Below are 20,741 nucleotides of genomic sequence, written 5' to 3'. Positions count from 1 at the left end.
ATGCCGGCGCAGGCGCTTTTCGTGATGCCTAGAAAAGCAAGGCTTGTCAGGCAAAAACGGTCAGGTTTCCTACGACAAGAAATGATTTTCTGTCGTACTATGTGCGCTATCGGACGTGCTGCGCGCGTCCTGCCATTTCCCCCATCTCTGTCGGCGGCTGACGTCGTGCCCTTACGCTATTACGATCAAGTTGGTAACAGGTGGCGGATCAAGCGCCGCTATGCGTGGGCATTCTGGTCCGGCGCGTTCTCTCTGGTGGCCGGCGTCTTGATCGGCGCAACGCTGTTCCGCTGATCGACCGGCGCGGCCCCAGCGCGCGGTGGATTCCGCGGCAAGGGCCGATGCGGCGCGGCGGCCGATCCGTGTTCAGGTGATGACGTCGGGCGTCCGTCGCCCGGTCAGCTCGCTGATCCGCGCCAGCTCGTCGATCGCCTTGGCCAGCGGCGCCAGCGCCTCGGCATTATCCCAGTGCAGCCGGCCGGGGTCGCGCTGGTAGCGCTCCAGATAGACGCGCAAGGTCGCGCCCTTGGTGCCGGTGCCCGACAGGCGCAGCACCGCGCGGGCGTCGTCGCCGCAGACGATACGCAGGCCCTGTGCGGTGGCGATGCTGCCGTCGGTCTTGTCGTGGTAGCTGAATTCGTCGGCGAGCGTGACCGGCAGATCGGCGAAGCTGCGGCCGGGCAGCGATGCCAGCTCCGAGGACAGGCCCTGCATCACCGCTTCGGCCTGCGGTGCGGCCAGTTCCTCGTAGTCGTGGCGCGCGAAGTAGTGGCGGCCGAAGTGCAGCCAGTGCTGGTCGGCGATCTCGCGCACCGACTTGCCGGTTGCGGCGAGCACGTTGGCCCAGGCCAGCACCGCCCACAGGCCGTCCTTCTCGCGCGCGTGCGCCGAGCTGGTGCCGAAGCTCTCTTCGCCGCAGATCGTGACGTCGCCGGCGTCGAGCAGATTGCAGAAGAACTTCCAGCCGGTCGGGGTTTCGTACAGCGGCACGTGCAGCGCCTTGGCGACCTGATCGGCGGCGCGGCAGGTCGGCATCGAACGGGCGATGCCCTTGACGCCGTCGCGATAGCCGGGCAGCCGTTGCAGGTTGGCGGCGAGCATCGCCAGCGAATCGCCCGGCGAGACGAACAGACCGCGGCCGAGGATCATGTTGCGATCGCCGTCACCGTCGCTGGCGGCGATCAGATCCGGGGCGTCATCCTGATAGGCGAGGTCGGCGAGGTGCTTGGCGTAGATCAGGTTCGGATCGGGGTGGCCGCCGCCGAAGTCCTCCAGCGGCACGGCGTTCATCACGCTGCTGCCCGGCGCGCCGAGCATTTCGACAAAGATGCGCTGCGCGTACGGGCCGGTGACGGCGTGCATGGCGTCGAAGCGCAGGCGCGCGCCGCGCTTGAGCCAGTCGCGCAGGCGGTCGAAATCGAACAGCTGCTGCATCAGGTGGGCGTAGTCGTCGACGCTGTCGATGATCTCGACCACGCAGTCGCCGAGCGACTGCTCGCCGCGGCGATCGATGTCGATCGGCGCCGCGTCGAGCACGCGGTAGTGCGTGATCGCCTTGCTGTACTCGAAGATGCGCGCGGTCAGACCTTCGCTGGCCTGGCCGCCGCCGGCGACGTTGAACTTGAGGCCGAAGTCGCCGTCCGGGCCGGCCGGGTTGTGGCTCGCCGTCAGCAGCAGACCGCCGGCAGCCTGGCGCACGCGGATCAGGTTCGAGGCCGCCGGTGTCGACAGCAGGCCGCCCTGGCCGATGATCAGGCGAGCGATGCCGTTGGCCGCGGCGATCGCCGCGGTGGTCTGGATCGCGGCGCGGTTGTGATAGCGTCCATCGCCCCCAATGACGAGGGTGCCGCCCCGGAGTTCCGGCACGCAGTCGAAGATCGACTGCAGATAGTTCTCCAGGTAATGCGGTTGCTGGAACACGGCGACCTTCTTGCGCAGACCTGCGGTGCCGGCCTTCTGGTCGAGGTAGGGCTTGGTCTGGATGTCGCGGATCGTCATGCTCGTCGTTCTGTTGGTTTGCTTTCGGCCGGTATCTTATAGTTCCCTCATGCAGGCTACTACGCATCTTTGCCCATGCTGCGGCAAGCCGCGGCGTATTGCGCATCTGCTCGAGCTCTACGAGCGGAACTACCGCATGCTGCAACGGCTGCTGCCGGCGCTCGACGGCCATGCGCCGCGCCAGCGCGTGGTCTCGCGCAGCGAGCGCGACTGTCCGCTGCATCTGGAGATCGTCGAGCGCGACCGCTATACGCAGACGCTGCGCCTGACCTATGAATTCGTCGACGAGGCCGGGGTGCGCCGGCAGCCGGACCTGTGGGTGCGCCTGTATCGCGATGCATCGGTCGCCGAGGCGCTCGAATGCAGCCAGCGCCCGCCATGGGAGGCGGAGGACGACGCCGATCCGGCCGCCCACGCCTTCCTCTCGGCGCAGTGGCGTCGCAATCTGCTGCTCAACAAGTGGCTCGACTACCTGCTCGACCGCGGCCACGCCTTCGATGCCGCGCCGTCGCTGCAACCGGCGCCGGCCTGAGCGCACCGGCAAGCGGCGGGCGGTTCCACGCCGGCTTGCGGCAACTCGCGGCGGGGCCCTGCTGATGCTGGGGGATGCGCGCCCGGCTCAGTCGCGCAAGCGCTTCGGGAACTGATAGTCGCGCAGCGCCCCGTCGTGCTCCGCCAGCAGCGCCCAATGTTCGATCGGTAATGCGATCTGCGCGACGGCGCAGGTCGGCAGATCGTCGAACGGACAGCGCGCCAGGGCGTGTGCCAGTTCGCTGAGACCCGGGTTGTGTCCGAACAGCATGACGTGGCGATCGGCGTCATCGAAGCCGCGCACCAGGCGCAGCAGCGTCGGCAACGCCGCTTCGTAGATGCGGGGCTGGATCAGCAGTTGATGGCTGTCGATGCCGAACGCGTCGGCGAACAGGCGCGCCGTCGTCAGCGCGCGCAGCGCCGGGCTGCTGACGATGCGATCCGGCACGCCGAGCGCCTGGCGCGCCCACGCCGCCATGCGCGGCGCGTCGCGGCGGCCGCGGTCGTTGAGCGGGCGTTCGAAATCGCTGAGTTCGGGATGGTCCCACGACGACTTGGCGTGGCGGACGACAGTGAGCAGGCGCATGGATGCGAGTATTCCGCATCCGTGGCGCGCGCATCCACCGCTGCGGCGCGGCAGATCCGGCCGGTCCGGATCCGCCGTGCGGCTCGCGTTGCAGCCCAGAATTGCCAGCTCCGGCTGGCGCTGATCCCGCGCGGGGCGACGTAGCAGGACTGCGACCCGTACCGGCTGGAGAGCTGCTTTGCATCGGTGACGTGATTGAGGTTCACCGTCAGGGCCATGAACTCGCCGATGCGGCAGGCGCCCATCAGGTCGAGCACCGCCTAGCGTCCCGGCGGGTCCTGACCGGGGCGCCGCTGTTCTAGCGCTGGGTGGGGCTTGCCGGTCCTGCGGCTTGTGAAGGAACTGCCCGCGATGCGGCAACCAGCGTTCGATAGGGTGCTGCGGGATGCCGTCTGGCGAACCGCCAGGCGACGTTGCGGCCCGCTTCGCGGGAATCACCCCGTTGCGCGGCTCGCCCCTGCCGTGGCCAAGGAGCCGGAGTCTGGCGGTTCGCCAGGCGGTACCGCGGACGCGATCCGCTCGCCGGCCCTAAGCCGCGGGCAGGTACACGTCGTAGCGCGCCTGCGTGCCGCTGATCTGGAATGCCGGCGCACGGTCGGCGAGAAATGGCGCGGCGCTTGGCCGCTTGACGACGACGCGCAGGCGCGCACAGACGAGCGCCGGGGCGAGCAGCGCCTCGGCATCCGGATCGCTGCCGGTCAGTTCGCGCAGCAGCTGCATTTCCTTCTGCGGCAGGGCCTGCTTGCCGCGGTGCGGATACATGGGGTCGAGATGGACGACGTCCCAGCGCCGTCCGCTGCGCATCAGCGCGCCAGCGTCGCCGGCGATCAGCTCGATGCGCTCGGCCGTTTCGCGCCAGCGCGGGTCGGCGAGGGCGCGCAGGCGCGCGTCCTCGAGCAGGGCCGCGAACAGCGGCTGGCGTTCGACCATCGTCACCCGCGCCCCGAGCGCAGCGAGCGTGAAGCCGTCGCGGCCGAGTCCGGCGGTGGCGTCGAGCACCTCGGCCTGCGGATGCTTGTGCAGGCCGATCGCGCGCGCCAGCAACTGCTTCTTGCCGGCGGCGATGCGGCGCGCCAGCTCGGCGCCGGTCCAGTCGCAGCGGATCGGCTTGAACTCGGGATGATGACGCGCGTGCAGTTCGAGCCCGCCGGCGCCGCGTTCCAGCGCAAACGAAAAACCCCGGGCTTCGAGGCCCGGGGTCGTGTCCTGCGTGGCCGACAAGACTTAGAGCTTGCTGGAGTCGAACAGGGCCGGCAGGCGCTGCGCGAGCATCAGGTCGCCCTCGACCTGCAGCTTGCCGGTCATGAACGCGGTCATGCCGTTGAGCTCGCCCTTCATCAGCGCGACGAGATCGTCGTCTTCCATCGTGATCGTCACGTCGGCCGCGCTGGACACGCCGTCGACGACCGCGCAGGCGCCGTTCTTGACGACGGCATGGACCGGCTGCGAGCAGTTGAACTGGATCGTGCAATCGGTGCCGCTCGCCTCGGCGGCATTGAAGGCGGACGGCAGGTTCTTCAGCAGTTCAGCAGCAGACATGAGACGCTCCGGAAATGGTGTGAGGAGTGCGCATCGTAAGCCCAGCTCGCGGCGCCGTACAACCCAAGAACGGACGAGATGGAAAGCCCGCTTACTGGTGTCGCGGCGGGGCGTCGCGCAGCGACCCCAGCAAGGCTGCGGCGAAATCGGGCGCGAGCAGAACGACGTTGATGCTGCTGCCGTGGATGCGACCCTCGGCGCGCAGCGTCGCGATCTCGGACGTCGCCAGACGATGATCGAGCACGCGATAGTCGACGCCTTCCTCGCGCAGCGCCGCGAGCTGCTTGAAGCGGCGGAACGCGTGGCCTTTGGCGAGCCCGGCGGCGGCGTCGATTTCGCGCAGCGTCAGCCAGTCCCGGTAAGGATTCATTCCGACGCCGACAGCAGGAAATGAGCGCGCGCGATGGCGATCGGCCGCGCCGGATCGCTCTGCCAGCAGCGGATCTGCGTCTGCGCGACACGACTGCCGAGCCGTGTGATCTCGCAGTCCGCGTACAGGTCCTCGGGACGGCCCGACAGCAGGTAGTCGATCGCGAAATCGATGCTCTTGGGCATGCGCTGGGCATCGAGTTGCAGCAGCAGATGCAGCAGCGCGGTGTTCTCCATGAACGCCGCCGTCACCCCGCCGTGCCAGGCCGGCAGGCGCGGATTACCGACCAGACTGTCGCGGAACGGCAGGCGCAGGCGCGGCCGCTGTTCATGCGGCTCGACCCGCATGCCGAGAAAGCGCGCGTACGGAATCAGTGCCACCAGCGGTGCATAGTCGCCGCGTTCGCGCGCCGCGCGCCGGGCTTCGCTCCAGGCGCTCATGGCGCACCTGCCTGGCCGGGGCGTGGCGCGTTCGAGCGCATGAAGACCAGCTGCGCGCTGGCGATCGGCTGCTCCTCGTCGTGCTGCCAGACGGTGGCGCGGACGAAGGCGATGCTCTGCGTCAAACGAAAGCAGCTGGTGCGGCAGTGCACGGCAGCACCGCGAAACGCCGGCCGCAGGTAATCCATGCGCAAATCGAGTGTGGCGATCGGCTCGCGCTGGCCGACGCGGGCCAGCACCGCCAGTCCGGCCGCGCTGTCGACCAGTACGGTGATGACGCCGGGATTGATGCGGCCGCTCTCGCTGTCGCCGAGCCAGTCCTCGCGCCAGGGCAGGATCAGGACCGCGGCGTCGGCGCTGAGCGCGCCGACCTGCATGCCGCATTCGGCCATGTGCGGGGACAGCGCGAGATAGCGCTCGCGCAGCGCGTCGATGAAGTCGGGATCGCTCATGGCGACGATTCTAGGTCGAGCCCGGCGGCTCCGCTAAACTGACGACGATGAATGCTCCCGAACCGAACCGACCCGTATCCGCCGCCGAGCTCGAGCGGCGCCTGCGGGCGGCGCTGGCCGACACGCACCTGGAGACGCCGCGGCCGATCGCCACGCTGGAAATGCCGCTGCTCGACAAGCTGATGCCGGCGGCGATGCGGGCAAGCTTGCGGCCGGCGGCCGTGCTCGTGCCGATGATCCGCCGCGGCAGCGAATTGCATGTGCTGCTGACGGTGCGCGCCCCGAATCTGCGTGCGCACGGCGGCCAGATCGCCTTTCCGGGCGGCGCCAAGGATGCCTCCGACATCACCGCCGTCGACAACGCGCTGCGCGAGGCCCAGGAAGAGGTCGGCCTCGATCCGGCGAGCGTGGAGATCGTCGGCTATCTCGACGACTTCCCGACGCTGAGCCGTTTTCTGGTGACGCCGGTGGTTGGCATCGTCGATCCCGAGCCGATGCTGTCGCTGCAGCAGGACGAAGTCGCCGAGGTCTTCGACGTGCCGTTCTCGGTGCTCGCCGAGCCGGCGAACTTCGAGCGCAAGCTGTTCGAGCGCGCCGGTTTCGAGGTGCCGATCTACGAGGTCAACTGGCAGGGGCGCCGCATCTGGGGCGCGACCGCCGGCATGCTCTGGGATCTCGCCGGAAGGATGCGCCGATGAGTGCCGACGCCGGCAAGGGCGCGCTCGCCGAGGCGCTGCGCCTGCAGCACGAGGCCGCCGAGCTCGGCTTCGATTGGCGCCAGCTCGACGAGCTCTGGGACAAGCTCGACGAGGAAGTGGCCGAACTCAAGGAAGCGGCGACTCAGGGGCGCCTGCGCACGCAGGAGGAACTCGGCGACGTGCTGTTCATGGCAGTGAACCTTGCCCGCCATCTCGGCGTCGACGCGGAGGCCGCGCTGGCCGGCACCAACGCCAAGTTCGCGCGCCGTTTTGCGCACGTCTGCGCCGCGCTTGAACAGCTGCCGCCGATCGGCGATCCTCGACGACTCGACGCGATGGAAGCGCGCTGGCTCGAAGCCAAGCGCCGCGAAAAATAGAAAGCGTCGGTCACGGGCCGGCTGCGGTCCACTTGCGAGGGAGGAGGGAGTCTCATGCGCATCGGCGTCGTCGTCGATTCGGCCTGCGATCTGCCGCCGGAGTTCATCGAGCGGCACAAGATCCAGATCCTGCCGATCACCATCCATCTGGACGGTCAGGACCTGATCGACCGGCGTGATCCCGAAACCACGCTGCGCTTCTATCGTGAGCGACTCGGCGCCAGGGGCGACGCCGGCTCGTCACCGTTCTCGGTCGAGCAGATTCGCGACGTGTTCCTGCGCAAGCTGGTGCTCGATTACGACTTCGTGTTCTGCCTGACCATTGCCAGCAGCCGCAGTCCGATCCACGCCAACGCCACGCAGGCTTCGTTCGCGATCCTGCGCGACTACAAGCCGATCCGCGCCCAGGCCGGCATTCCGGGGCCGTTTGCGCTGCGCGTGATCGACACGCAGAACCTGTTCGTCGCGCAGGCGATCAGCGCGGTCGAGATCGTGCGCCTGATCGAGGCTGGCACGGCGAACCCCAACAAGATCCGCGAGCGCGCCGAGTTCATCGTGCAGAACACCTACGGCTACATGGTGCCGCGCGATCTGCACTACCTGCGCGTGCGCGGCCAGAAGAAGGGCGACCGCAGCGTCGGCTGGGTCGGCGCGGCGCTCGGCACCATGCTCGACATCAAGCCGATCGTGCGCGGCTATCGCAACGAGACGGGACCGGTCGCCAAGCCGCGTCACTTCGACGACGCCTGCGCACGGCTGTTCACTTACGCCGGGGAGCGCGTCCGCGCCGGCCTGCTGACGCCGACGCTGGGCCTGTGCTACGGCGGCGACCTCGCCGAGATGCGCGCCTTGCCGGGCTACGAGCATCTGCTACGGACCTGCAGCGAGCACGGCGTTGAGTGCATCGAGAGCATGATGAGCGTGACCGGCGGCATCAACGTCGGTGCCGGCGCTCTGGGCCTGGCGTTCGCGGCCGAGCCGCACGAGGCCGACATCTAGACCGGCGTGCGCGGCCGGGCGGCCGCGCCGAAAGGGCGCCGCGATGTGCTGCGGGCGGCGCGGCGCGCCGCTAATCTATGCGCCCCCTTTTTCTGCCGCCGACCATGACCGCTCGTCCCCGCATTGCCATTCTCGGCGCCACCGGCCGCATGGGTCGTGCCGTCGCCGCCGCCGTCGCCGCCTCGCCGCTGGTCGAGCTGGGTGCGGCCTTCGAGCGCGCCGGGCACGCCGAGCTTGGCCGGCCGGTCGAAGGCAGCGAGGTGCGCATCAGCGCCGACATCGCCGCCGCCGCCGCGCAGTTCGATGTGCTGATCGACTTCACCCGTCCCGAAGGTACGCTCACCGCGCTCGAAGCCTGTGCCGCGCTCGGCAAGCGCATGGTGATCGGCACCACCGGCTTCAGCGCCGAGCAGAAGGCGCTGATCGAGGCGGCCGCGACGCGCCTGCCGGTGCTGATGGCCGGCAACTTCAGCATCGGCGTCAACCTTTGCCTGAAGCTGCTCGAGGACGCCGCGCGCGCGCTCGGCGACGACTTCGACATCGAGATCGTCGAGGCGCATCACCGCCACAAGGTCGATGCGCCGAGCGGCACCGCACTGATGATGGGCGAGGCGGTCGCGCACGGCGTCGGCCGCGATCTGGACGAGGTCGCGGTCTACGCGCGCCACGGCCACACCGGCCCGCGCGAGCGCCGCACGATCGGCTTCCAGACGATCCGCGGCGGCGACGTGGTCGGCGATCACACGGTGATGTTCCTCGGCGACGGCGAGCGCGTGGAGATCGCGCACAAGGCCTCGAGCCGCATGAACTTCGCCAACGGCGCCGTGCGTGCCGCGGCCTGGCTCGCCGGCCGCGAGCCGGGGCTCTACACGATGCGCCAGGTGCTCGGCTTCTGATGGCGACGATCACGATCCGCGCGGCGAGCGTCGCCGACACGGCACTTCTGCTGGCGCTGATCCGCGCGCTCGCCGAGTACGAGAAACTCGCGCACGAGTGCGTCGCCGGCGAGGACAGCCTGCGCGAGCACCTGTTCGGCGCGCGGCCGTACGCCGAGGCGATCATCGCCGAGGCCGACGGCGAGCCGGCCGGGTTCGCGCTGTTCTTCCACAACTACTCGACCTTCGTCGGCAAGCCGGGCATTTACCTCGAAGACCTGTTCGTGCAGCCGGCGTTTCGCGGGCTCGGCATCGGCAAGCGCCTGCTCGCCGAGGTCGCGCGCATCGGCGTCGAACGCGGTTGCGGGCGCTACGAATGGACCGTGCTCGACTGGAACGAGCCGGCGATCCGCTTCTACCAGAGCCTCGGTGCCGAGATGAAGCGCGAGTGGATCATCAATCGCGTCAGCGGCGCAGCCCTGAACCGCCTGGCGCAACTCGCCGGGCCGCGGTAGAACGATGACGGCGCCGTCCGGCGCCGTCGCCGGGTTCCGGAGTTGCCATGTCTCGCCTGCGCTGCCGTGCCATTTGTGCCGCCCGCGTCGCGCTTGATGCGAACGCCATGCGCGCGCCGGGCGGCGGCGCTCCGGCACGGCCGAGCGATCGCGCCGGGCGCGGCGTGACCTCCGGCCGTACGGCCAGCGCCGACGAGCGGCGCGTCGCCGCCGCAGGCCGGCGCCGAGCCTGAGATGCGCGACGCCGGGTCCGTGCCGCCGAAGGGGCGCGGCGCCGTCTCCAATCCGGAGGGGCGCTTCGAGTCGCGCCGCGCCGAGCGTTTCGACGACGGCTGGCTGCTCGACGAAGACGCGCCGCCGCGGCAGGCGACGACGCTGCACGTCGAGCAGGCACGCACGATCATTGCGCGCAACGATTCTCCGGACCTGCCGTTCACGCAGTCGATCAATCCGTATCGCGGCTGCGAGCACGGCTGCATCTATTGCTACGCGCGGCCGACGCACGCCTATCTGAACCTGTCGCCGGGCCTCGATTTCGAAACGCAGCTGTTCTACAAGCCGAACGCCGCAGCGCTGCTGGAGGCCGAGCTGCGCCGGCCCGGCTACCGCTGCTCGATGATCTCGCTCGGCGCCAATACCGATCCGTACCAGCCGGTCGAGCGGGATTTGCGCATCACGCGCAGCCTGCTCGAAGTAATGGTGCGTTTCCGCCATCCGGTCGGCATCGTCACCAAGGGCACCCTGATCGAGCGCGACATCGACCTGCTGCAGGATCTGGCGCGCGACGGTCTGGCGACGGTCGCGGTCTCGATCACCACGCTCAAGCCCGAGCTCAAGCGCACGCTGGAGCCGCGCGCCGCCTCCGGCGCGGCGCGTCTGCGTACGCTACGGGCCTTGTCCGAGGCGGGTATCCCGACCATGGTGCTGTATTCGCCGGTCATTCCCTTCGTCAACGATGCCGAACTGGAAAGCATCCTCGCCGCGGCGCACGCGGCCGGCGCGCGGCAGGCGGCGCATATCCCGCTGCGTCTGCCGCACGAGGTGAAGGATTTGTTCCGCGAATGGCTGGAGACGCATCTGCCGCTGAAGGCGGAGCACGTCATGAGCCTGGTCCGGCAGATGCGCGGCGGCCGCGACAACGACCCGGCGTTCGGCAGCCGCATGACCGGGCAGGGCGAGTACGCGCGCATCATCCGCCAGCGTTTCGACCTGGCCTGCCGGCGTCTGGGCCTGAATACCGGCGAGCGCAGCGCCTGGCTGTCGACGACGCAGTTCCGCGTGCCGCCGCAAGCCGGCGACCAGCTGGATCTGGCGCTCTGACGCGGAGCCCCCCTTATACTGGCCGCCTCAACGGGAAGGGGCTGCTATGACGGAGCGCGGCAGTGTCAGGGTTCAGAGTACGGGGGCGTTCTACGACGATCTCGAAAAGCTGCTGCTGCGTCAGATCGCCAGCCAGCCCACCGTCCTGGACCTGCGGCTGAAGCTGGTCGAGCTGTACTACGAGACGCGCCGGGTCGAGGCTTTCCTCAAGCACGCGCGCCAGGTCCAGGACATGATTCCGAACCTGCGGCGCTCGCAGGACTGGAGCCGGATCGTCAGCATGGGACGCATCATCGCCCTCGACGATCCGATGTTTCTCGAAGCCGAGGTCGACGGCAAGGTCGAGTACATCGCCGCCAGGGCGTCCGCCCCGCGCGAGTACAAGCGCATCGGCGAGGACGAGCGTTTCCGCAAGCCGCTTGCCGAAGTCGCCGAAGCCTACGAGGCGGTGCGCAAGGACCCGCATTTCATCGCCGAGCTCGACGCCGAGCTGATCCAGAGCGCCGGACACCCGACTTCGCTGCAGTTCGCCGCTTCGCTGTCGCGCCATGTCGGCGGCGCGCGCATCTATCTGAAGCGCGAGGACCTCAGCGCCCAGCCCTCGCACCTGCTCGCGGCGCTGTGCGGCCAGGCGATGCTGGCCAAGCGCATGGGCAAGAAGACGCTGGTCGGTTTCAGCGCCAACGGGCGCAGCGGCGTGGTGCTCGCCTCGGTGGCAGCGCGCCTCGGGCTCGACGCGGTGGTCTACATGGAAAGCTGCCAGATGCAGTTGCAGGCCGGAAATCTGTTCCGCATGTGGATGATGGGCGCCCAGGTCCTCGAGGCCGGCACCGGGCCGAGCAAGACCAGCGACATCCGCAAGGAGGCCTGGGCGCACTGGGTCGCCAATCTCGGCGAGTGCTTTCTGGCGATGGGGCTCGACGCGGCGCCGCACCCGTATCCGATGCTGTCGCTGGAAATGGCTTCGGTGGCGGGGCGCGAATGTCGTCGCCAGCTGTATGCGATCAACAAGAAAGTGCCGGACCTGCTGGTCGCGCGCGCCGGCGACAATGCCGATGCGATCGGCCTGTTTCCGCCGTTCCTGCGCGCGGCCGGCACCCGCCTGGTCTGCGTCGAAACGCGCGATCATCTCGATGCCGCTGCCGAGCGCGGCGGCGGCGGGCCGCAGACCTTGACGCTGCAGGAGCAGCAGCGCGCGGCGGTGATTCTCGAAGGCATGGATTATCCGCGCACGACGCGCGAACACGCCTGGCTCAAGGCGAGCGGCCGCGTCGAGTATGTGAAGGGCACGCCGGCGGCTGCCAAGCGCGCTGTCTACGACCTCAGCAAACACGAGGGCGTCATTCCGGCGATCGAGACTGCGTATGCGCTCGGCTGGGCGCTGCAGGAGGCCGCCAAGATGAGCGCCGAGCAGTCGGTCATCATGATGGTCTCGGAACAGGTCGACAAGAACATCTGGCAGATCGGCCGCGCGATGGGCGTGCCGCTATAGCTCGGCCTCAGGTACTTCGCGCGGTGCTGCCGGACGTTTGCCGGGCCGTCTGCCGCGGCCCTTCGGGCCGGCCGGCGCGAAGGGCGGCTTCGGTGCGCGGCAGCTGCAGCGCCGTTTCGAGACGGTCCAGCGCTTCGAGAAAGGCCGCGGCCAGGACGGGGTCCAGCGTGGCGAGCAACTCGCGCTCGCGCGCCAGCGCCAGCGGCACCAGCGTTTCGTAGAGGCGGCGCCCGCGCGGCGTCAGCTGCAGCTGCGTTTCACGGCCGTCGGCCGTGCCGCCCGCGACGCGGACGTGACCCGCTTCCCGCAGATAGGCGACCGCGCGGCTGACGCGGGTCTTGTGCATGCGCGTCGAGGCGGCGATCGCCTGTGCCGTGCAGCGGCCTTCGGCGCCCAGCGTGGCGAGGATGCGCCATTCCGGGACATCGATGCCGTAGCGCTGCCGGTAGATCTGCGCCAGATTCTGGCTGACTTCGACGGCCAGCCGGTTGAGGCGGAACGGCAGGAAGCGCAGCAGCTGCAGCTCGGTGGCGGCGGGCATCCCGGGGTTTCTCCCGTCTTGACCCGGTCCGGGTCGCTTTCTACGATGGTTGCGATCACAACTATAGAAGCGGCGCAGCGAGCCGTCGAGCTTGGCACGAGCCGGCGAAGGCGCCCGACCGCCGGAGGAGTCCCCATGCGTATCGCCAGCGGCGCGCCGTACCAGAGCGGCTTCGGCAACGAGTTCGCGACCGAGGCCTTGCCCGGCGCGCTGCCGGTCGGTCGCAATGCGCCGCAGCGCTGTGCCTACGGTCTCTACGCCGAGCAACTGTCCGGCACCGCATTCACGGCGCCGCGCCATGCCAACCGGCGCACCTGGCTGTACCGCATCCGCCCGGCGCTGACGCACGGCGCGTTCATGCCGCTGCCGCATGCCGGCATCGAAGCGCTGGCCGACGGCTTGGCGACGCCCGAGCCGCTGCGCTGGGGTCCGCTGCCGCTGCCGACCGCAGCGACCGACTTCGTCGACGGACTCGTCGCCTACGCCGGCAACGGCGGGCCGGCGCTGCAGAGCGGTTGCGCGATCTATCTCTATGCAGCGAACCGCTCGATGCGCGAGCGCTGGTTCTACGATGCCGACGGCGAACTGCTGATCGTGCCGCAGCTCGGACGCCTGCGGCTGGCGACCGAACTCGGCCGCATCGAGCTCGAGCCGCAGCAGATCGCGGTGATCCCGCGCGGCGTGCGCTTCGCCGTCGAACTGCGCGACGCGACGGCGCGCGGCTATGTTTGCGAGAACTTCGGTGCGCCGCTGAAGCTGCCGGATCTCGGTCCGATCGGCGCCAACGGCCTCGCCAATGCCCGCGACTTCGAGACGCCGGTTGCGGCCTACGAGGATCGCGAGGTCGACGGCGAATTGCTCGCCAAGTATCAGGGCCGCCTGTGGCGCGCGCAGATCGACCATTCGCCGCTCGACGTCGTCGCCTGGCACGGGCGTCACGCGCCGTATCGCTACGATCTGCGGCGCTTCAACGCGATCGGCTCGATCTCCTACGACCATCCCGACCCGTCGATCTTCCTCGTGCTGCACGCGCCAAGCGACAGCGACGGCGTCAGCAACCTCGATTTCGTGATTTTTCCGCCGCGCTGGCTGGTGATGCAGGACACGTTCCGGCCGCCGTGGTTCCACCGCAACGTCGCCAGCGAATTCATGGGCCTGATCCACGGCGTCTACGACGCCAAGGCCGACGGTTTCGTGCCCGGCGGCGCCTCGCTGCACAACTGCATGAGCGGCCACGGCCCCGATGCGGCGACGTTCGAGCGGGCGAGCCACGCCGACCTGTCGCGCCCGGAGCGCATCGCTGACACCATGGCCTTCATGTTCGAGTCCCGGCTGCCGCTCGTGCCGGCGCGCGCCGCCGTCGATGCCCCGCATCGGCAGCGTGATTACCGCGCCTGCTGGCAGGGCCTGCGCAAGCACTTCGATCCCGCACATTGCTGATCTTCATGCTCAACGAAACACACGCGCCGTCGCTGCGCAGCTGGGTGCCCGGCGCGCAGGCGTCCGACGGTGATTTTCCGATCCAGAACCTGCCGTTCGCGGTGTTCCGCCGTCGCGGCACGGACGAGGCGTGGCGCGGCGGCGTCGCGATCGGCGAGCGGATCGTCGATCTGGCGGCGCTCGCCGCACGCGCACCGTTCGAAGGCCTCGCGGCGCAGGCCCTGCAGGCCGGCGCGCAGGCGACGCTGAACGCGCTGATGGCGCTCGGTGCGCCGGCCTGGTCGGCACTGCGCCTGGCGCTGTCGCGCGCGCTGCGCGAGGGTTCGTCGCTGCGCGCGACGCTCGAGCCCTGCCTGCTGGCGCAGGCCGAGGCCGAGTACGCCTTGCCGGCGACGATCGGCGACTACACGGATTTCTATGCCTCGATCCACCACGCGACCAGCGTCGGCCGCCTGTTCCGGCCCGACCAGCCGCTGCTGCCGAACTACCGGTGGGTGCCGATCGGCTACCACGGGCGCAGTTCGTCGATCGGCGTTTCCGGCCAGCGCTTCGCACGGCCCTGCGGGCAGACGCTGGCGCCGGGCGCGGCGGCGCCCACCTTCGGGCCGTCGAAGAAGCTCGATTACGAGCTCGAGCTCGGCGTCTTCGTCGGCCCAGGCAACGCCCTCGGCCAGGCGGTGCCGATCGCCGAGGCCGAGTCGCACATCTTCGGACTTTGTCTGCTCAACGACTGGTCGGCGCGCGATCTGCAGGCCTGGGAATACCAGCCGCTCGGTCCGTTCCTCGCCAAGAACTTCGCGACCACGATTTCACCGTGGATCGTGACGCTGGAGGCGCTGGCGCCGTACCGACGGCCGTTCGTGCGTCCGGACGGCGATCCGGCGCCGCTGCCGTACCTCGATTCGGCGGCGAACCGGGCCGCGGGCGCCTTCGACATCCGCCTGCAGGTGCTGATCGAGACGGCGGCGATGCGCGCGCGCGGCGAGGCGCCGCAGGCGCTGTCCGAGACCAGCTTCCGGCACGCGTACTGGACGATCGCGCAGCTGGTCGCCCACCACAGCGTCAACGGCTGCAATCTGCGCCCGGGCGATCTGCTCGGCACCGGCACGCAGTCGGGGCCGACGCCGGGCGAAGCCGGCTCGCTGCTCGAACTGACCGCAGGCGGGCAGCGGCCGCTGACGATCGGCGGCGAGGCGCGCAGCTTCCTGGCCGACGGTGATCGCGTCGTCCTGCGCGGCTGGTGCACCGGCGAGGGGGTGGCGCGGATCGGTTTCGGCGAGGTCGAGGGGACCGTGCTGCCGGCGCAAGGCTGAAAGGTCGGCGGCGCGGATCGCGGCCGGTCTGGGGGATTTTTTCGCGAAGTTTTGATGGACCTTGCGGCGCTGCACCAATATAATGCCGGCCTAATCCAGTACGGGGGCGCTAGACGCACGACACGCCCCCGTTTTCGTGTCCGCCTCCCAGGATTAGATCCGCCGATGACCGACTTCAAACCGGCCCTGCTTGCCCTCGCCGATGGTTCCATCTTCAAGGGCGTTTCCATCGGCGCCGATGGTCTAACGGTCGGTGAAGTCGTTTTCAACACAGCGATGACCGGCTATCAGGAAATCCTCACGGATCCTTCGTACCGCGAGCAGATCGTCACGCTGACCTATCCGCACATCGGCAACGTCGGCACCAATGCCGAGGACGCGGAATCCGAGCGCGTGCACATCGCCGGCCTGGTGCTGCGCGAGGTGCCGCGCCGGCACAGCAATTTCCGCTCGACGCAGGATTTCCGCGAGTATCTGAAAGCCAACAAGACGGTTGCGATCGCCGGCATCGATACGCGTCGCCTGACGCGCATCCTGCGTGACAAGGGCGCGCAGAACGGCTGCATCCTCGCCGGCAGCCGCATCACCGAGAAGAAGGCGCTCGACGCGGCGCGCGCGTTTCCCGGCCTGAAGGGCATGGACCTCGCCAAGGTCGTCTCGGTGACCAAGCCGTACGCGTGGACGCGCGGCTCGTGGACGCTGGAGACCAACCGCGAGACGCTGCGCGAAGGCGGCCGCTTCCACGTCGTGGTCTACGACTACGGCATCAAGTCGAACATCCTGCGCCTGCTCGTCGACCGCGACTGCCGCGTCACCGTGGTGCCGGCGCAGACCAGCGCCGCCGAGGTGCTCAAGCTCAAGCCGGACGGCATCATGCTGTCGAACGGCCCCGGCGATCCGGAACCCTGCGATTACGCGATCGCCGCCGCGCGCACCTTCCTCGCCAAGAAGATTCCGCTGTTCGGCATTTGCCTCGGCCACCAGATTCTCGGTCTCGCGCTGGGCGCGCAGACGCTGAAGATGAAGCTCGGCCACCACGGCGCCAATCATCCGGTGCAGGATCTGGAAACCGGCCGCGTGATGATCACGAGCCAGAATCACGGCTTCGCGGTTGACGAGGCGACGCTGCCGAAGAATGTCGTCGCCACGCACCGCTCGCTGTTCGACGGTTCCAACCAGGGTCTGCGCGTGCTCGATGCGCCGGCCTTCAGCTTCCAGGGGCATCCCGAGGCCAGCCCCGGCCCGCACGACGTCGCCGAACTGTTCGACCGCTTCGTGGGCCTGATGGCGGAACAGCGGTAAGCCCCGTGTTCGGAATCACCGACATCGCCACTTACGTGATCGGAGTGGTGATCATCGTCGTGCTGCCCGGCCCGAACTCGATGTTCGTGCTCAGCGTGGCGGCGCGCGATGGCGTGCGCGCCGGCTATCGCGCGGCCTGCGGCGTGTTCGTCGGCGATTTCATCCTGATGCTGCTGGCGGCTGCCGGCGTCGCCTCGCTGCTGCGCGCCTATCCGCAGCTGTTCTTCGCGCTCAAGTGGGCCGGCGCCGCCTATCTGGCCTGGCTCGGTCTGAGCCTGCTGCGCGGCGCCTGGCGGACCTGGCATCGCGAAGCGCAGCCGGCGGCAACGGCGCCGCTCGCCGAGCCGGCGACGGCGCGGCCGTTCCAGCGCGCGCTGGCGATCAGCCTCCTGAACCCGAAGGCGATCCTGTTCTTCATGTCGTTCTTCATTCAGTTCGTCGATCGCAGCTACCCGTATCCGGCGCTGTCGTTCGCCGCGCTCGGCGCGATCGTGCAGATCGCGAGCTTTGCCTACCTGAGCACCCTGATCTTCGCCGGCCACCGCCTCGCCGCGGCGTTCCGCGTGCGCCGGCGCCTGAGCGCCGGGGCGACCGGTGGGGTCGGTGCCCTGTTCCTGAGTTTCAGTGCCCGGCTGGCAACGGCCGCGGCCAACTAGCCCGTCAGACGAGTCGCAAGATGCCGAAACGCACAGACATCCAAAGCATCCTGATCATCGGCGCCGGTCCGATCGTGATCGGCCAGGCCTGCGAGTTCGATTATTCCGGTGCGCAGGCCTGCAAGGCGCTGCGCCAGGAAGGCTATCGCGTGATCCTCGTCAACTCGAATCCGGCGACGATCATGACCGACCCGGAAATGGCCGACGCCACCTACATCGAGCCGATCCGCTGGCAGTCGGTCGCCAAGATCATCGAGAAGGAGCGCCCCGACGCGCTGCTGCCGACGATGGGCGGCCAGACCGCGCTGAACTGCGCGCTGGAGCTGGCGCGCGAAGGCGTGCTGAAGAAGTTCGGCTGCGAGCTGATCGGCGCCAACGAGCACGCCATCGATCTCGCCGAGGACCGCCAGAAGTTCCGCGACGCGATGACCGAGATCGGTCTGGGTTCGGCGCGCTCGGGCGTCGCGCACTCGATCGAGGAGGCGCGCAAGATCCAGCAGGAGATCGGCTTCCCGGTGATCATCCGGCCGAGCTTCACGCTCGGCGGCTCCGGCGGCGGCGTCGCCTACAACGTCGAGGAGTTCGAGGAGATCGTGATGCGCGGTCTCGATCTTTCGCCGACCACCGAAGTCCTCATCGAGGAGTCGCTGCTCGGCTGGAAGGAATTCGAGATGGAGGTGGTCCGCGACCGCAAGGACAACTGCATCATCGTCTGCTCGATCGAGAACTTCGATCCGATGGGTGTGCACACCGGCGACTCGATCACCGTCGCGCCGGCGCAGACGCTGACCGACAAGGAATACCAGATCATGCGCAACGCCAGCATCGCGGTGCTGCGCAAGATCGGCGTCGACACCGGCGGCTCGAACGTGCAGTTCGCGATCAACCCGGCCGACGGCCGCATGATCGTCATCGAGATGAATCCGCGCGTGTCGCGCTCGTCGGCGCTGGCCTCGAAGGCGACCGGCTTCCCGATCGCCAAGATCGCCGCCAAGCTCGCCGTCGGCTACACGCTCGATGAGCTCCAGAACGACATCACCGGCGGTGCCACGCCGGCCTCGTTCGAGCCGAGCATCGACTACGTCGTTACCAAGATTCCGCGCTTCACCTTCGAGAAGTTCCCGCAGGCCGATTCGCGTCTGACGACGCAGATGAAGTCGGTCGGCGAGGTGATGGCGATGGGCCGCAACTTCCAGGAATCGCTGCAGAAGGCGATGCGCGGCCTCGAGGTCGGCAGCGACGGCTTCGATCCGCAGGTCGAACCGGGCAAGGACGGCCGCTACGGCGACGAGGCGCTGAATCGCGTGCGTACCGAGCTGGCGATCCCGCGCGGCCGCCGTCTCTGGTACGTCGGCGACGCCTTCCGCGCCGGTCTGTCGGTCGCCGAGGTGCACAAGTTCAGCAAGATCGACGTCTGGTTCCTCGAGCAGATCGAGGAACTCCTGAAGACGGAAGTGGAGATCGCCGGACAGAAGATCAGCCAGATCGAGGCCGACGATCTGCGGCGCTACAAGCGACTCGGCTTCTCGGATCGCCGCCTCGCCCGGTTGATGGGCGTCAAGGAGGACTCCGTGCGCCGCGCGCGGCATCGCTTCGGCATTCGTCCGGTCTACAAGCGCGTCGACACCTGCGCCGCCGAATTCCCGACCTCGACCGCGTACCTGTACTCCAGCTATGACGAGGAGTGCGAGGCGCAGCCGAGCACGCGCGAGAAGATCATGATCCTCGGCGGCGGTCCCAACCGCATCGGCCAGGGCATCGAATTCGACTACTGCTGCGTGCACGCGGCGCTGGCGCTGCGCGAGGATGGTTACGAAACCATCATGGTCAACTGCAATCCGGAGACCGTGTCGACCGACTACGACACCTCGGATCGCCTGTATTTCGAACCTCTGACGTTCGAGGACGTGATGGAAATCATCGACCTCGAAAAGCCCAAGGGCGTGATCGTGCAGTTCGGCGGCCAGACGCCGCTGAAGCTGGCGCGCCAGCTCGAGGCCGCCGGCGCGCCGATCATCGGTACGACGCCGGACGCGATCGACCTCGCCGAGGACCGCGAGCGCTTCCAGAAGCTGGTCGAAAAGCTCGGCCTGCTGCAGCCGCCGAACGGTACGGCGACGTCCGAGAAGCAGGCGCTGTCGGTTGCGTCGAAGATCGGCTATCCGCTGGTCGTGCGCCCGAGCTACGTGCTCGGTGGCCGCGCCATGGAGATCGTCCACGACGACGAAGACCTGAAGCGCTACATGCGTGAGGCGGTGAAGGTCTCGAACGATTCGCCGGTGCTGCTCGACCGCTTCCTCAACGATGCGATCGAGGTCGATGTCGACGCGCTCGCCGACGGCAAGGACGTCGTGATCGGCGGCATCATGGAGCACATCGAGGAGGCCGGCGTGCATTCCGGCGACTCGGCCTGCTCGCTGCCGGCGCATTCGCTGCCGAAGAAGGTGCTCGACGAGATCCGCAGCCAGATCGTCAAGCTGGCCAAGGCGCTGAACGTCGTCGGCTTGATGAACACGCAGTTCGCGGTGCAGGGCAAGGGCAGCGACGCGAAGGTCTTCCTGCTCGAGGTCAATCCGCGCGCCTCGCGCACCAGCCCGTTCGTCTCGAAGGCGACCGGCCGTCCGCTGGCGAAGATCGCCGCGCGCTGCATGGCCGGCCAGAGCCTGAAGGCGCAGGGCATCACCGGCGAGATCCTGCCGAAGTACTTCTCGGTCAAGGAATCGGTCTTCCCGTTCGCCAAGTTCCCGGGCGTCGATCCGCTGCTCGGGCCGGAGATGCGCTCGACCGGCGAGGTCATGGGTACCGGCAAGCATTTCGGCGAGGCCTTCAACAAGGCGCTGCTGGCGGCCGGCATGACGGTGCCGCGCGCTGGCCAGGCCTTCATCTCGGTCCGCGACCAGGACAAGAAGAAGGCGGTCGAGCTGGCGCGCCTGGTGACGAGCCGGGGCTTCAAGGTGGTCGCCACGCACGGTACGGCGGCGATGATCCGCAAGGCCGGCATCGACTGCCAGGGCGTCAACAAGGTCAAGGAAGGCCGCCCGCACTGCGTCGACATGATCAAGAACGGCGAGATCCAGTTCATCGCCAATACCACCGAAGGCAAGCAGTCGATCGAGGAATCGCGGTCGATCCGCGGCGCGGCGATCCAGCACAAGGTCTGCTACTTCACGACCATCGCCGGCGCGCTGGCGGCGGCGGTGGCGATGGAGCACCTCGACGAGCTGGACGTCAACCGCCTGCAGACCCTGCACGCCGGCCTGCGCTGATCCGCCGGCCGCGGCCCGGTCGCGCCGCCCC

General features: G+C 68.7%; 21 protein-coding genes. 13 read left to right on the top strand and 8 right to left on the bottom strand.

Annotated elements, in window-relative coordinates; genetic code table 11:
* Window positions 1-366: 366 nt before the first annotated feature.
* Window positions 367-1,998 (bottom strand): alpha-D-glucose phosphate-specific phosphoglucomutase, encoded by a 1,632-nt coding sequence (locus H149_RS0103455; RefSeq protein WP_020648341.1) that lies wholly within the window; start codon window positions 1,996-1,998, stop codon window positions 367-369.
* 136 nt (window positions 1,999-2,134) lie between these two features.
* Here H149_RS0103455 and H149_RS0103450 point away from each other — a divergent pair, with 136 nt between their 5' ends.
* Window positions 2,135-2,530, top strand: coding sequence for a DUF1249 domain-containing protein (locus H149_RS0103450; protein WP_020648340.1), 396 nt, complete (start codon window positions 2,135-2,137; stop codon window positions 2,528-2,530).
* Between the two features lie 87 nt (window positions 2,531-2,617).
* Here the strand turns inward: H149_RS0103450 and H149_RS0103445 are convergent, their stop codons facing one another.
* The 6 genes from H149_RS0103445 to H149_RS19535 form a co-directional block, all read right to left on the bottom strand.
* The gene (locus tag H149_RS0103445) at window positions 2,618-3,115 is read right to left on the bottom strand and encodes a SixA phosphatase family protein (RefSeq protein ID WP_020648339.1); all 498 of its coding nucleotides are present in this window, start codon (window positions 3,113-3,115) and stop codon (window positions 2,618-2,620) included.
* Between the two features lie 528 nt (window positions 3,116-3,643).
* Window positions 3,644-4,336 carry a class I SAM-dependent methyltransferase gene (locus H149_RS19540; RefSeq protein ID WP_020648338.1) on the bottom strand — a complete coding sequence of 231 codons (693 nt, stop codon included), beginning with the start codon at window positions 4,334-4,336 and terminating at the stop codon, window positions 3,644-3,646.
* A gap of 3 nt (window positions 4,337-4,339) precedes the next feature.
* Window positions 4,340-4,654 (bottom strand): SCP2 sterol-binding domain-containing protein, encoded by a 315-nt coding sequence (locus tag H149_RS0103435; protein ID WP_020648337.1) that lies wholly within the window; start codon window positions 4,652-4,654, stop codon window positions 4,340-4,342.
* 91 nt (window positions 4,655-4,745) lie between these two features.
* Window positions 4,746-5,024: a hypothetical protein gene (locus tag H149_RS0103430; RefSeq protein ID WP_020648336.1), complete on the bottom strand. Its 279-nt coding sequence runs from the start codon at window positions 5,022-5,024 to the stop codon at window positions 4,746-4,748.
* A complete protein-coding gene (locus H149_RS0103425; protein ID WP_020648335.1) occupies window positions 5,021-5,464 on the bottom strand; it encodes a PaaI family thioesterase in 444 nt (147 codons plus the stop codon). Before H149_RS0103425 ends, H149_RS0103430 begins: the two co-directional genes overlap by 4 nt.
* Window positions 5,461-5,916 (bottom strand): PaaI family thioesterase, encoded by a 456-nt coding sequence (locus tag H149_RS19535; RefSeq protein WP_020648334.1) that lies wholly within the window; start codon window positions 5,914-5,916, stop codon window positions 5,461-5,463. The genes H149_RS0103425 and H149_RS19535 overlap by 4 nt, the downstream gene beginning before the upstream one ends.
* A 47-nt stretch (window positions 5,917-5,963) precedes the next feature.
* Here H149_RS19535 and H149_RS19530 point away from each other — a divergent pair, with 47 nt between their 5' ends.
* The 7 genes from H149_RS19530 (at window position 5,964) to H149_RS19525 (ending at window position 12,192) form a co-directional block, all read left to right on the top strand.
* Entirely contained in the window at window positions 5,964-6,614 is a 651-nt protein-coding gene (locus H149_RS19530) for a CoA pyrophosphatase (RefSeq protein ID WP_020648333.1), read from the top strand.
* Window positions 6,611-6,991 (top strand): MazG nucleotide pyrophosphohydrolase domain-containing protein, encoded by a 381-nt coding sequence (locus H149_RS0103410; protein ID WP_020648332.1) that lies wholly within the window; start codon window positions 6,611-6,613, stop codon window positions 6,989-6,991. The genes H149_RS19530 and H149_RS0103410 overlap by 4 nt, the downstream gene beginning before the upstream one ends.
* Window positions 6,992-7,045: 54 nt before the next feature.
* Window positions 7,046-7,990: a DegV family protein gene (locus tag H149_RS0103405; protein WP_020648331.1), complete on the top strand. Its 945-nt coding sequence runs from the start codon at window positions 7,046-7,048 to the stop codon at window positions 7,988-7,990.
* Window positions 7,991-8,094: 104 nt separating this feature from the next.
* Window positions 8,095-8,886 carry a 4-hydroxy-tetrahydrodipicolinate reductase gene (gene dapB / locus H149_RS0103400; protein ID WP_039747848.1) on the top strand — a complete coding sequence of 264 codons (792 nt, stop codon included), beginning with the start codon at window positions 8,095-8,097 and terminating at the stop codon, window positions 8,884-8,886.
* Window positions 8,886-9,380, top strand: a complete 495-nt coding sequence (locus tag H149_RS0103395) for a GNAT family N-acetyltransferase (protein ID WP_020648329.1) — start codon at window positions 8,886-8,888, stop codon at window positions 9,378-9,380. Before dapB ends, H149_RS0103395 begins: the two co-directional genes overlap by 1 nt.
* 234 nt (window positions 9,381-9,614) lie before the next feature.
* Window positions 9,615-10,700: a PA0069 family radical SAM protein gene (locus H149_RS0103390; protein WP_020648328.1), complete on the top strand. Its 1,086-nt coding sequence runs from the start codon at window positions 9,615-9,617 to the stop codon at window positions 10,698-10,700.
* Between the two features lie 46 nt (window positions 10,701-10,746).
* Window positions 10,747-12,192, top strand: a complete 1,446-nt coding sequence (locus tag H149_RS19525; protein WP_020648327.1) for a pyridoxal-phosphate dependent enzyme — start codon at window positions 10,747-10,749, stop codon at window positions 12,190-12,192.
* A 7-nt stretch (window positions 12,193-12,199) separates the two neighbouring features.
* Here H149_RS19525 and H149_RS19520 read toward each other — a convergent pair whose 3' ends face one another.
* Window positions 12,200-12,733: a MarR family winged helix-turn-helix transcriptional regulator gene (locus tag H149_RS19520; RefSeq protein ID WP_020648326.1), complete on the bottom strand. Its 534-nt coding sequence runs from the start codon at window positions 12,731-12,733 to the stop codon at window positions 12,200-12,202.
* 135 nt (window positions 12,734-12,868) lie between these two features.
* Between H149_RS19520 and hmgA the strand changes: the two genes are divergently transcribed.
* The 5 genes from hmgA to carB all read left to right on the top strand — a co-directional run bounded on the left by hmgA (window position 12,869) and on the right by carB (window position 20,710).
* On the top strand, window positions 12,869-14,173 hold the full coding sequence (gene hmgA / locus H149_RS0103375) for a homogentisate 1,2-dioxygenase (protein WP_020648325.1): 1,305 nt from the start codon (window positions 12,869-12,871) through the stop codon (window positions 14,171-14,173).
* A gap of 5 nt (window positions 14,174-14,178) precedes the next feature.
* The gene (gene fahA, locus H149_RS0103370) at window positions 14,179-15,486 is read left to right on the top strand and encodes a fumarylacetoacetase (protein WP_039747955.1); all 1,308 of its coding nucleotides are present in this window, start codon (window positions 14,179-14,181) and stop codon (window positions 15,484-15,486) included.
* 165 nt (window positions 15,487-15,651) lie between these two features.
* Window positions 15,652-16,788 carry a glutamine-hydrolyzing carbamoyl-phosphate synthase small subunit gene (gene carA, locus H149_RS0103365; RefSeq protein ID WP_020648323.1) on the top strand — a complete coding sequence of 379 codons (1,137 nt, stop codon included), beginning with the start codon at window positions 15,652-15,654 and terminating at the stop codon, window positions 16,786-16,788.
* Window positions 16,789-16,793: 5 nt separating this feature from the next.
* Window positions 16,794-17,444: a leucine efflux protein LeuE gene (leuE, locus tag H149_RS0103360; RefSeq protein ID WP_020648322.1), complete on the top strand. Its 651-nt coding sequence runs from the start codon at window positions 16,794-16,796 to the stop codon at window positions 17,442-17,444.
* A 20-nt stretch (window positions 17,445-17,464) separates the two neighbouring features.
* Entirely contained in the window at window positions 17,465-20,710 is a 3,246-nt protein-coding gene (gene carB, locus H149_RS0103355) for a carbamoyl-phosphate synthase large subunit (protein WP_020648321.1), read from the top strand.
* The last annotated feature ends 31 nt before the right edge of the window (window positions 20,711-20,741 follow it).

Origin of the sequence: Solimonas variicoloris DSM 15731, assembly GCF_000382285.1 — a bacterium.
Classification (GTDB): Bacteria; Pseudomonadota; Gammaproteobacteria; order Nevskiales; family Nevskiaceae; genus Solimonas; species Solimonas variicoloris.
Note: the sequence above shows the minus strand (reverse complement) of the source record. Positions and strands in the feature narration are given on the sequence as shown.

What these genes read in the sequence shown, in the direction of transcription:
- carB (WP_020648321.1), top strand. Translation starts at nt 17,465, where the DNA reads ATGCCGAAACGCACAGACATCCAAAGCATCCTGATCATCGGCGCCGGT.
- H149_RS0103430 (WP_020648336.1), bottom strand. Translation starts at nt 5,024, where the DNA reads ATGAATCCTTACCGGGACTGGCTGACGCTGCGCGAAATCGACGCCGCC.
- H149_RS0103455 (WP_020648341.1), bottom strand. Translation starts at nt 1,998, where the DNA reads ATGACGATCCGCGACATCCAGACCAAGCCCTACCTCGACCAGAAGGCC.
- H149_RS0103410 (WP_020648332.1), top strand. Translation starts at nt 6,611, where the DNA reads ATGAGTGCCGACGCCGGCAAGGGCGCGCTCGCCGAGGCGCTGCGCCTG.
- carA (WP_020648323.1), top strand. Translation starts at nt 15,652, where the DNA reads ATGACCGACTTCAAACCGGCCCTGCTTGCCCTCGCCGATGGTTCCATC.
- H149_RS0103425 (WP_020648335.1), bottom strand. Translation starts at nt 5,464, where the DNA reads ATGAGCGCCTGGAGCGAAGCCCGGCGCGCGGCGCGCGAACGCGGCGAC.
- H149_RS0103405 (WP_020648331.1), top strand. Translation starts at nt 7,046, where the DNA reads ATGCGCATCGGCGTCGTCGTCGATTCGGCCTGCGATCTGCCGCCGGAG.
- H149_RS0103390 (WP_020648328.1), top strand. Translation starts at nt 9,615, where the DNA reads ATGCGCGACGCCGGGTCCGTGCCGCCGAAGGGGCGCGGCGCCGTCTCC.
- H149_RS0103395 (WP_020648329.1), top strand. Translation starts at nt 8,886, where the DNA reads ATGGCGACGATCACGATCCGCGCGGCGAGCGTCGCCGACACGGCACTT.
- H149_RS19535 (WP_020648334.1), bottom strand. Translation starts at nt 5,916, where the DNA reads ATGAGCGATCCCGACTTCATCGACGCGCTGCGCGAGCGCTATCTCGCG.
- H149_RS0103435 (WP_020648337.1), bottom strand. Translation starts at nt 4,654, where the DNA reads ATGTCTGCTGCTGAACTGCTGAAGAACCTGCCGTCCGCCTTCAATGCC.
- dapB (WP_039747848.1), top strand. Translation starts at nt 8,095, where the DNA reads ATGACCGCTCGTCCCCGCATTGCCATTCTCGGCGCCACCGGCCGCATG.
- H149_RS19530 (WP_020648333.1), top strand. Translation starts at nt 5,964, where the DNA reads ATGAATGCTCCCGAACCGAACCGACCCGTATCCGCCGCCGAGCTCGAG.
- fahA (WP_039747955.1), top strand. Translation starts at nt 14,179, where the DNA reads ATGCTCAACGAAACACACGCGCCGTCGCTGCGCAGCTGGGTGCCCGGC.
- hmgA (WP_020648325.1), top strand. Translation starts at nt 12,869, where the DNA reads ATGCGTATCGCCAGCGGCGCGCCGTACCAGAGCGGCTTCGGCAACGAG.
- H149_RS19525 (WP_020648327.1), top strand. Translation starts at nt 10,747, where the DNA reads ATGACGGAGCGCGGCAGTGTCAGGGTTCAGAGTACGGGGGCGTTCTAC.
- H149_RS0103445 (WP_020648339.1), bottom strand. Translation starts at nt 3,115, where the DNA reads ATGCGCCTGCTCACTGTCGTCCGCCACGCCAAGTCGTCGTGGGACCAT.
- H149_RS0103450 (WP_020648340.1), top strand. Translation starts at nt 2,135, where the DNA reads ATGCTGCAACGGCTGCTGCCGGCGCTCGACGGCCATGCGCCGCGCCAG.
- H149_RS19520 (WP_020648326.1), bottom strand. Translation starts at nt 12,733, where the DNA reads ATGCCCGCCGCCACCGAGCTGCAGCTGCTGCGCTTCCTGCCGTTCCGC.